The 6,555-nt window shown below is 72.8% G+C and carries 7 protein-coding genes; 4 read left to right on the forward strand and 3 right to left on the reverse strand.

The genetic code is table 11. The features are described 5' to 3' along the window. The first annotated feature begins 337 nt into the window (after positions 1–337). Positions 338–745, forward strand: coding sequence for an MscL family protein (locus tag ACLU3S_RS35105; RefSeq protein WP_413956027.1), 408 nt, complete (start codon positions 338–340; stop codon positions 743–745). 19 nt (positions 746–764) lie between these two features. Here the strand turns inward: ACLU3S_RS35105 and ACLU3S_RS35110 are convergent, their stop codons facing one another. Beyond that, positions 765–941: a hypothetical protein gene (locus ACLU3S_RS35110; RefSeq protein WP_413956021.1), complete on the reverse strand. Its 177-nt coding sequence runs from the start codon at positions 939–941 to the stop codon at positions 765–767. Between the two features lie 116 nt (positions 942–1,057). On the opposite strand from ACLU3S_RS35110, the gene ACLU3S_RS35115 reads away from it, so the two are divergent. From ACLU3S_RS35115 to ACLU3S_RS35125, 3 genes are all read left to right on the forward strand, one after another. Further along, on the forward strand, positions 1,058–2,296 hold the full coding sequence (locus ACLU3S_RS35115) for a low temperature requirement protein A (protein ID WP_413956022.1): 1,239 nt from the start codon (positions 1,058–1,060) through the stop codon (positions 2,294–2,296). 39 nt (positions 2,297–2,335) lie between these two features. Further along, on the forward strand, positions 2,336–3,361 hold the full coding sequence (locus tag ACLU3S_RS35120) for a P1 family peptidase (protein WP_413956023.1): 1,026 nt from the start codon (positions 2,336–2,338) through the stop codon (positions 3,359–3,361). A gap of 514 nt (positions 3,362–3,875) precedes the next feature. Continuing rightward, positions 3,876–4,622 (forward strand): DUF6227 family protein, encoded by a 747-nt coding sequence (locus ACLU3S_RS35125; RefSeq protein ID WP_413956024.1) that lies wholly within the window; start codon positions 3,876–3,878, stop codon positions 4,620–4,622. 38 nt (positions 4,623–4,660) lie between these two features. On the opposite strand, the gene ACLU3S_RS35130 is transcribed toward ACLU3S_RS35125, so the two are convergent. Both ACLU3S_RS35130 and ACLU3S_RS35135 read right to left on the reverse strand, forming a co-directional pair. Further along, positions 4,661–4,912: a hypothetical protein gene (locus tag ACLU3S_RS35130; RefSeq protein ID WP_413956025.1), complete on the reverse strand. Its 252-nt coding sequence runs from the start codon at positions 4,910–4,912 to the stop codon at positions 4,661–4,663. A 144-nt stretch (positions 4,913–5,056) separates the two neighbouring features. Further along, positions 5,057–6,555 (reverse strand): PTS fructose transporter subunit IIC (locus tag ACLU3S_RS35135; protein ID WP_413956026.1); only part of this gene is annotated, 1,499 nt, incomplete at its 5' end.

The raw sequence follows: 6,555 nt of genomic DNA on the forward strand, positions 1-6,555 counted from the left end.
GCGCGACGCGCGGGTGACGGACGTGCCGGAGCCGCTGGACGGCGCCATCGGGAGCGGGGCGCTGGTCGTGCTGTCGGTGCCCAGGGCCACGGCCGCACGCCTGGTCGGGGCGAGCGCCACGGCGCGGCTGGCGGTGACGCTGTGCTGAACCGCGCCGGTCGTTTCGTCGGCGGCTCGCCGTCAAGTCCCACATTCGGTCGACGGAATTCCCCACAATGGCCGTACGGTGCCGTAGGTTGCGGAGCGTTTCGTTCCACAACCTGTGCATGCGAGGAGAGTCCCCGAGGTGAGCGCGAAGCACGAAGCGGGCGTCTGGCAGGGCTTCAAGGCCTTCCTGATGCGCGGCAACGTCGTCGATCTGGCAGTCGCGGTGGTCATCGGCGCGGCCTTCACGAACATCGTCAACTCGGTGGTGAAGGGCATCATCAACCCGCTGGTCGGCGCGATCGGCACGCAGAACCTGGACAACTACAGCTCGTGCCTGAGCTCCTCCTGCCACGGGACGGACGGCATCCGGCTGATGTGGGGCTCGGTCCTGGGCTCCACGCTGAACTTCCTGATCACCGCGACGGTGGTGTACTTCCTGATGGTCCTGCCGATGTCCAGGTTCCTGGCCCGGCAGGCGGAGCGCAGGGCGGCGCGGGAGGGTGCGAAGGAGGTCGTGGAGGTGACCGAGCTGGAGGTGCTCAAGGAGATCCGCGACGCGCTGGTCGCGCAGCGCGGGTCCGGGTACGGCGAGCGCTAGCGGCGCTGTCGCGGGCGGTTCACAGGTGGTGGGGCGGCTTCTCGTCGAGGAAGCGCTTGAGGTCGGCGGCGCTGTCGCCCTCCGGCCGCTCGCCCCACCCGCGGTCGGTGTCGTCCGAGGACTGCTGGTCCAGCGGGTCGTCGAAGACCAGCGCGGGCCTCGGGTCACGCGGCTCGGGTGCGGGGGCGGTACTCATGTCTCAAGGGTACGGCCCCGGCACGGGCGCCCCGCTCCCGCGGGACCGTGCCCGCCCGCGTGCCCGTGCCCGCGTCAGGCCTGCTGCGAAGGCGGTTTTCTGCTGTCCTGGGTGTCATGACGTCGAGTTCCGCTCCGGCGCCCCCCTCGCCGGGCGCGCCCCCGCCCTCCGGTCCCCTGCGGCGCCTCACCGCGCGTGGGCGCGGGGAGTCGCACCGGGTCTCCTCGCCGCTGGAGCTCTTCTTCGACCTGTGCTTCGTCGTGGCGATCGCCCAGGCCGGTGTGCAACTGGTGCACGCCGTCGCGGCAGGGCACGCGGGCAGCGGGATCCTCAACTACGCCATCCAGTTCTTCGCCATCTGGTGGGCCTGGATGAACTTCTCCTGGTTCGCCTCCGCGTACGACAACGACGACGTGCTCTACAGGGTCGTCACCCTGGTGCAGATCGCCGGTGTCCTGGTGCTGGCCGCCGGCATCTCCCAGGCCTTCCAGCACCACGACTACCTGGTGGTCTGGATCGGCTACGTGATCATGCGGCTGGCGATGGCCTCGCAGTGGCTGAGAGCCGCCCGTTCGGCCGAGGGCGCGGAGAGATCCATGGCGCTCCGGTACGCGTGCGGCGTGCTGCTGTGCCAGATCGGCTGGCTGGGCCTGGTGGTGCTGCCCCAGCCGGCCCGGCTCTGGGTGTTCCTGGTGATGGCGCTCGCGGAGATGTGCGTGCCGCTGTACGCCGAGCGGGCCCACACAACCTCCTGGCATCCGCACCACATCGCCGAGCGGTACGGCCTGTTCACGATCATCGTGCTCGGCGAGACGATCGCCGCCGCCACGGCGGCGGTGAAGTCGGCCGTGGACGAGCACGGCGCCCTGGATGCGCTGCTGCCCATCGCGGCGGGCGGGCTCCTGATCGTCTTCTCCGCCTGGTGGATCTACTTCGTGGTCCCCATCCACGGCCACCTGCGCTCCAACCGGCAGTCGTTCCTGTGGGGTTACGGCCACTACCTGATCTTCGCCTCGGCCGCGGCGATCGGCGCGGGCCTGGAGGTGGCCGTGGAGGAGGCCGTCGGCACCGCGCACCTGTCCACGTTGTCCGCCTCGGCGGCCGTGACCCTGCCCACGGCGCTGTATCTGCTGACCGTCTGGGCCCTGCACTCGCGGCACTTCAAGTTCGGCATCGCCCAGCAGCTGGTGCTGCCGGTCACGGCGCTGCTGGTGATCTGCTGCACCTTCCTGGGCGGCTGGGCGGTGTTCGCGGCGGGACTGGTCTGCTCGGCCTCGGTGGCGGCCGGGGTGATCCTGACGGCGCGGACGGCGAGCCGGGCACGCCCGGTGAGCACCTCCGCCTCGGCCGGCTGAGCCCTTCGGAGACGCTCGGGCTGGGCCAGACTGGCCCCCATGACAGTTGACGCACTGACGGACGTCGCCGGACTGCGCGTGGGGCACGCCACCCGCGCCGGGAACGGCCGGCTCACCGGCACCACGGTCGTCCTCGCTCCCGAGGGCGGTGCCGTCGCCGCCGTGGACGTGCGCGGCGGCGGGCCCGGCACCAAGGAGACCGACGCGCTCGACCCGCGCAACGTGGTCCAGCGGGTCGATGCGGTCGTGCTCACCGGGGGCAGCGCCTACGGGCTCGACTCGGCGTCCGGGGTGATGGCCTGGCTGGAGGAGCAGGGGCGGGGCGTGCCGGTGGGTCCGGATCCGGCGCACGTGGTGCCGGTGGTGCCTGCCGCGTGCGTCTTCGACCTGGGACGCGGAGGGAACTTCCGGGCGCGGCCGGACGCGGCGACGGGGCGCGCCGCGGTGGAGGCCGCGGCGGCGTCTGCGCCGGGCGCCCCGGTGCCCGAGGGCTGCGTGGGCGCCGGCACGGGCGCCGTGGCAGGGCGGCTCAAGGGCGGAGTGGGCACCGCGAGCACGGTGCTGGGCTCGGGGATCACGGTGGCGGCGCTGGTGGTCGCGAACGCCGCGGGGTCGGTGCTGGACCCGGAAACGGGCGCGCTGTACGGGGAGTTGTTCCAGGGGCGGGTGGAGTATCCGGAGCAGCGCGTGCACGAGGCCGCCCGCCGGCGGCTCGAGGAGGTCGCGGCCGGGAACGCGCCGCCGCCGCTCAACACGACCCTCGCGGTGGTCGCGACCGACGCGGACCTCACCAAGGCACAGGCGCAGAAGCTGGCGGGCACGGCGCACGACGGGATCGCTCGCGCCGTGCGGCCGGTGCACCTCCTGCACGACGGGGACACGGTGTTCGCGCTGGCCACCGGTGCCCGCCCGCTCGACGCGCATCCGCTGGCGCTCAACGACATCCTCGCGGCCGGCGCGGATCTCGTGACCCGCGCGATCGTACGGGCCGTGCGCGCGGCCGTGTCGGTCGACGGGCCGGGAGGAGCGTGGCCGTCGTACGGGGAGTTGTACGGGAAGGCGTAGGGGGAGCAGGGGGGCGCGGGGTGCGTCAGGAGTGCCGGGTGCGGCAGGAGTGCCCTACCGGTTCGGCCCGTCCGGCGCGACTGCCGTGCCGGCTCGACCGGTCCGCCGGGAGCGCCCTACCGGCTCGACCCTCCGGCGAGACTGCCGTGCCGGCTCGACCGGGTCCGCCGGGAGCGCCCTGCCGGCTCGACCCGCCCGGCGGGACTGCCCCACCGGCTCGACCCTCCGGCAGGAGGCTGCGGCGGCATGCCGGACGTCCAGGGCGTACGGGGTGCCGCGGCGGCCGGGCCATGCGGTTCGGCGGCGACTCGCCGGCACCCCTCCCGCAGCGCCGGAGCCGCCGGAAGTTCCTTCCGCGCAGGGGTTTCTGACGGCACGTGGGGCCGGGTGGGAACTTTTCGCGCGGCCGCCGCGTTTTCCCAACGTACGTTTTCTCGGTTCCCGGACATGATGTCCGACCGAGGGGCTACGGTATGCACCCACAAGGTGACATGCAGCAACGCCGGGAGATGCCTTGAGCGTTCCGTACGAGACGGCAGCGTACGAACCAGCCGAGTCGCCCGAGTCTCCTGAGGAGCACCTCGAGCGGCTCCTCGGCCGTGCCCTGAACTCCTTCGAGCTGCCCGACGAGGTGATGGGGCAGCTCGAGAGCGCGCTCGCGCACGCCGCTTCACTGCACTCCGCGCACCACAGCGCGGGGCTGCACCGGGAGACGTACCGGCACACCTGGCTGCTCGCCGACGGCTCCGCGGTCACGCTGTGGGAGCTGGTGCACAACGTCACGCCGGGCGGCGCCCCGGAGCACGAGGTGTACGCGGACGAGGAGGAGCTGCAGGCCGCCACGGCGCGGCTCGGGCTGCCGCCGGACCCGGCGGACTGGGAGCTGCCCGCGCTGATGCGGCTGTGGGCGATCCCCGAGCCCCGGCACGTGTTCGACTTCGCGGACTCCCCCGACCACGCGCGCCGGCTGCTGCGCCGTGCCGAGAACCCGGACCGGCCCGGTGACCAGACGGCGGCCCTGCTGGCGACGGCGGCCGCGCACGAGATCACGCAGGCGTTCGGGCGCCCGGGGCGGGCCGGCCGGGTGGGGCTGAGCTACGCGCTGTACGAGCACGTGTTCCTGCTGCCGGACGGCAGCGAGGTCTCCCTGTGGGAGGTCGAGCACACGGCGACGCCGGACGGCCGGCACATGTGCGAGGTGTACCTGTCGGAGGCCGCGGCCCGCGACGCCATGGAGCGGCGCGCGGCACGGCTGGGCTGACGCCCGGGCGCGAGCGGTGTGACGGCGGGGCCGCTCGGTCAGCGCCTGCCGAGCTGCCGTACCAGGCCGGCGAAGGCGTCCCGTTCCGCCGGGGTCAGGTCCACCGACTCCCGTGCGGGTCCGGTCCGCGGCTGCGGCGGGAGCACCGCGAGGCGGCGCGCCGGGAACTCTCGCAGGGCCTCCGCGCGGAAGCGGCGCAGCAGGCGGGCCACGCCGATCGCCCAGACCGCACCGGCCAGGGTGAGGACGGCCACACCGGCCAACTGGAGACTCGAGAGATGCTCTGGCATGCGCTCCAGTACACACCACGGTCCGGGACTTCGGCCCCGGACCGTGACGAATCTCGCAGGTGCCGTGAACAACTCACAGCGCACCAAAGGGACAAGCTGCGGTGATCCGGTGCGCTGATCAGGCGTGGCGATCAGGCGTGGTGATCAGGCCGCCACCGGCTGCTTGGTGTCGTTCGCGGGCGTGGTGGCGTTCGCGGCCGGATCGGCGGCCGTCGCCTCGGGGTTCTGCTTGCGCATGCCCTTGAGGAGGACCACCAGGGCCGTGCTGACGCAGACACCGGCGGCGATGGCGATCAGGTACGGGAACGCGTTGCCGATCAGCGGGACCACGAAGATGCCGCCGTGCGGGGCGCGCAGAGTGGCGCCGAAGGCCATCGACAGGGCGCCGGTGAGCGCACCGCCCACCATCGCCGAGGGGATCACGCGCAGCGGGTCGGCCGCCGCGAACGGGATCGCGCCTTCGGAGATGAACGAGGCACCCAGCACCCAGGCGGCCTTGCCGTTCTCGCGCTCGGCCCGGGTGAAGAGCTTGCCGCGCACGGTCGTGGCCAGGGCCATCGCCAGCGGCGGCACCATGCCGGCCGCCATCACCGCGGCCATGATCTTCATCGCGGAGTCGCCGGGGTTGGAGACGGCGATGCCGGCGGTGGCGAAGGTGTAGGCGACCTTGTTGACCGGGCCGCCGAGGTCGAAGCACATCATCAGGCCGAGCAGGGCGCCGAGCAGGATGGCGTTGGTGCCGGTGAGGCCGTTCAGCCCGTCGGTGAGGGCCCGCTGGGCGGTGGCGATGGGCTTGCCGATCACCACGAACATCAGGAACCCGACGATCACCGAGGAGATCAGCGGGATCACCACCACCGGCATGATGCCGCGCAGCGCCGCCGGTATGCGCACCCTCTGGATCGCCATCACCACACCGCCGGCGATCAGTCCGGCCGCGAGCCCGCCGAGGAAGCCCGCGTTGATGTCGAGGGCGATCGCGCCGCCGACGAAACCGGGGACCAGGCCGGGCCGGTCGGCCATGCCGTAGGCGATGTAGCCGGCGAGGACCGGCACGAGGAACTTGAAGGCCACCTGGCCGATCTGGAAGAGCAGGGCGCCCCAGCTGTCGGCCTGCGTCCACACGAAGTGGTCCATGACCGTGGGTGCCTTGGCGATCTGCCAGCCGCCGATCGCGAAGCCCAGCGCGATGAGCAGGCCGCCCGCGGCGACGAACGGGACCATGTAGCTCACGCCGCTCATCAGCCACTTGCGGAGCTTGGTGCCGTAGCCCTCGGTGGAGTCGCCGGCGCGTTCGACCGGCGTGCCGCCCGCGGGCGCCGGCGCGCTCTTCTCACCGCGCGCGGCCTTCTCGCGGACCTCCGCGATGAGGTCGGCGGGACGGTTGATGCCCGCCTTCACGCCGACGTCGACGGTCGGCTTGCCCGCGAAGCGTTCCTTCTCGCGCACGGGGACGTCGTGCGCGAAGATCACGCCGTCCGCCGCCGCGATGACCGCCGGGTCCAGCCGGGTGAAGCCGGCCGAGCCCTGCGTCTCGACGACCAGGTCGACACCCGCCTCGCGGCCCGCGTTCTGAAGGGACTCGGCCGCCATGTACGTGTGGGCGATGCCGGTCGGGCAGGAGGTGACGGCGACGACACGGA

Origin of the sequence: Streptomyces sp. AF1A (genome assembly GCF_047340315.1) — a bacterium.
Classification (GTDB): Bacteria; Actinomycetota; Actinomycetes; order Streptomycetales; family Streptomycetaceae; genus Streptomyces.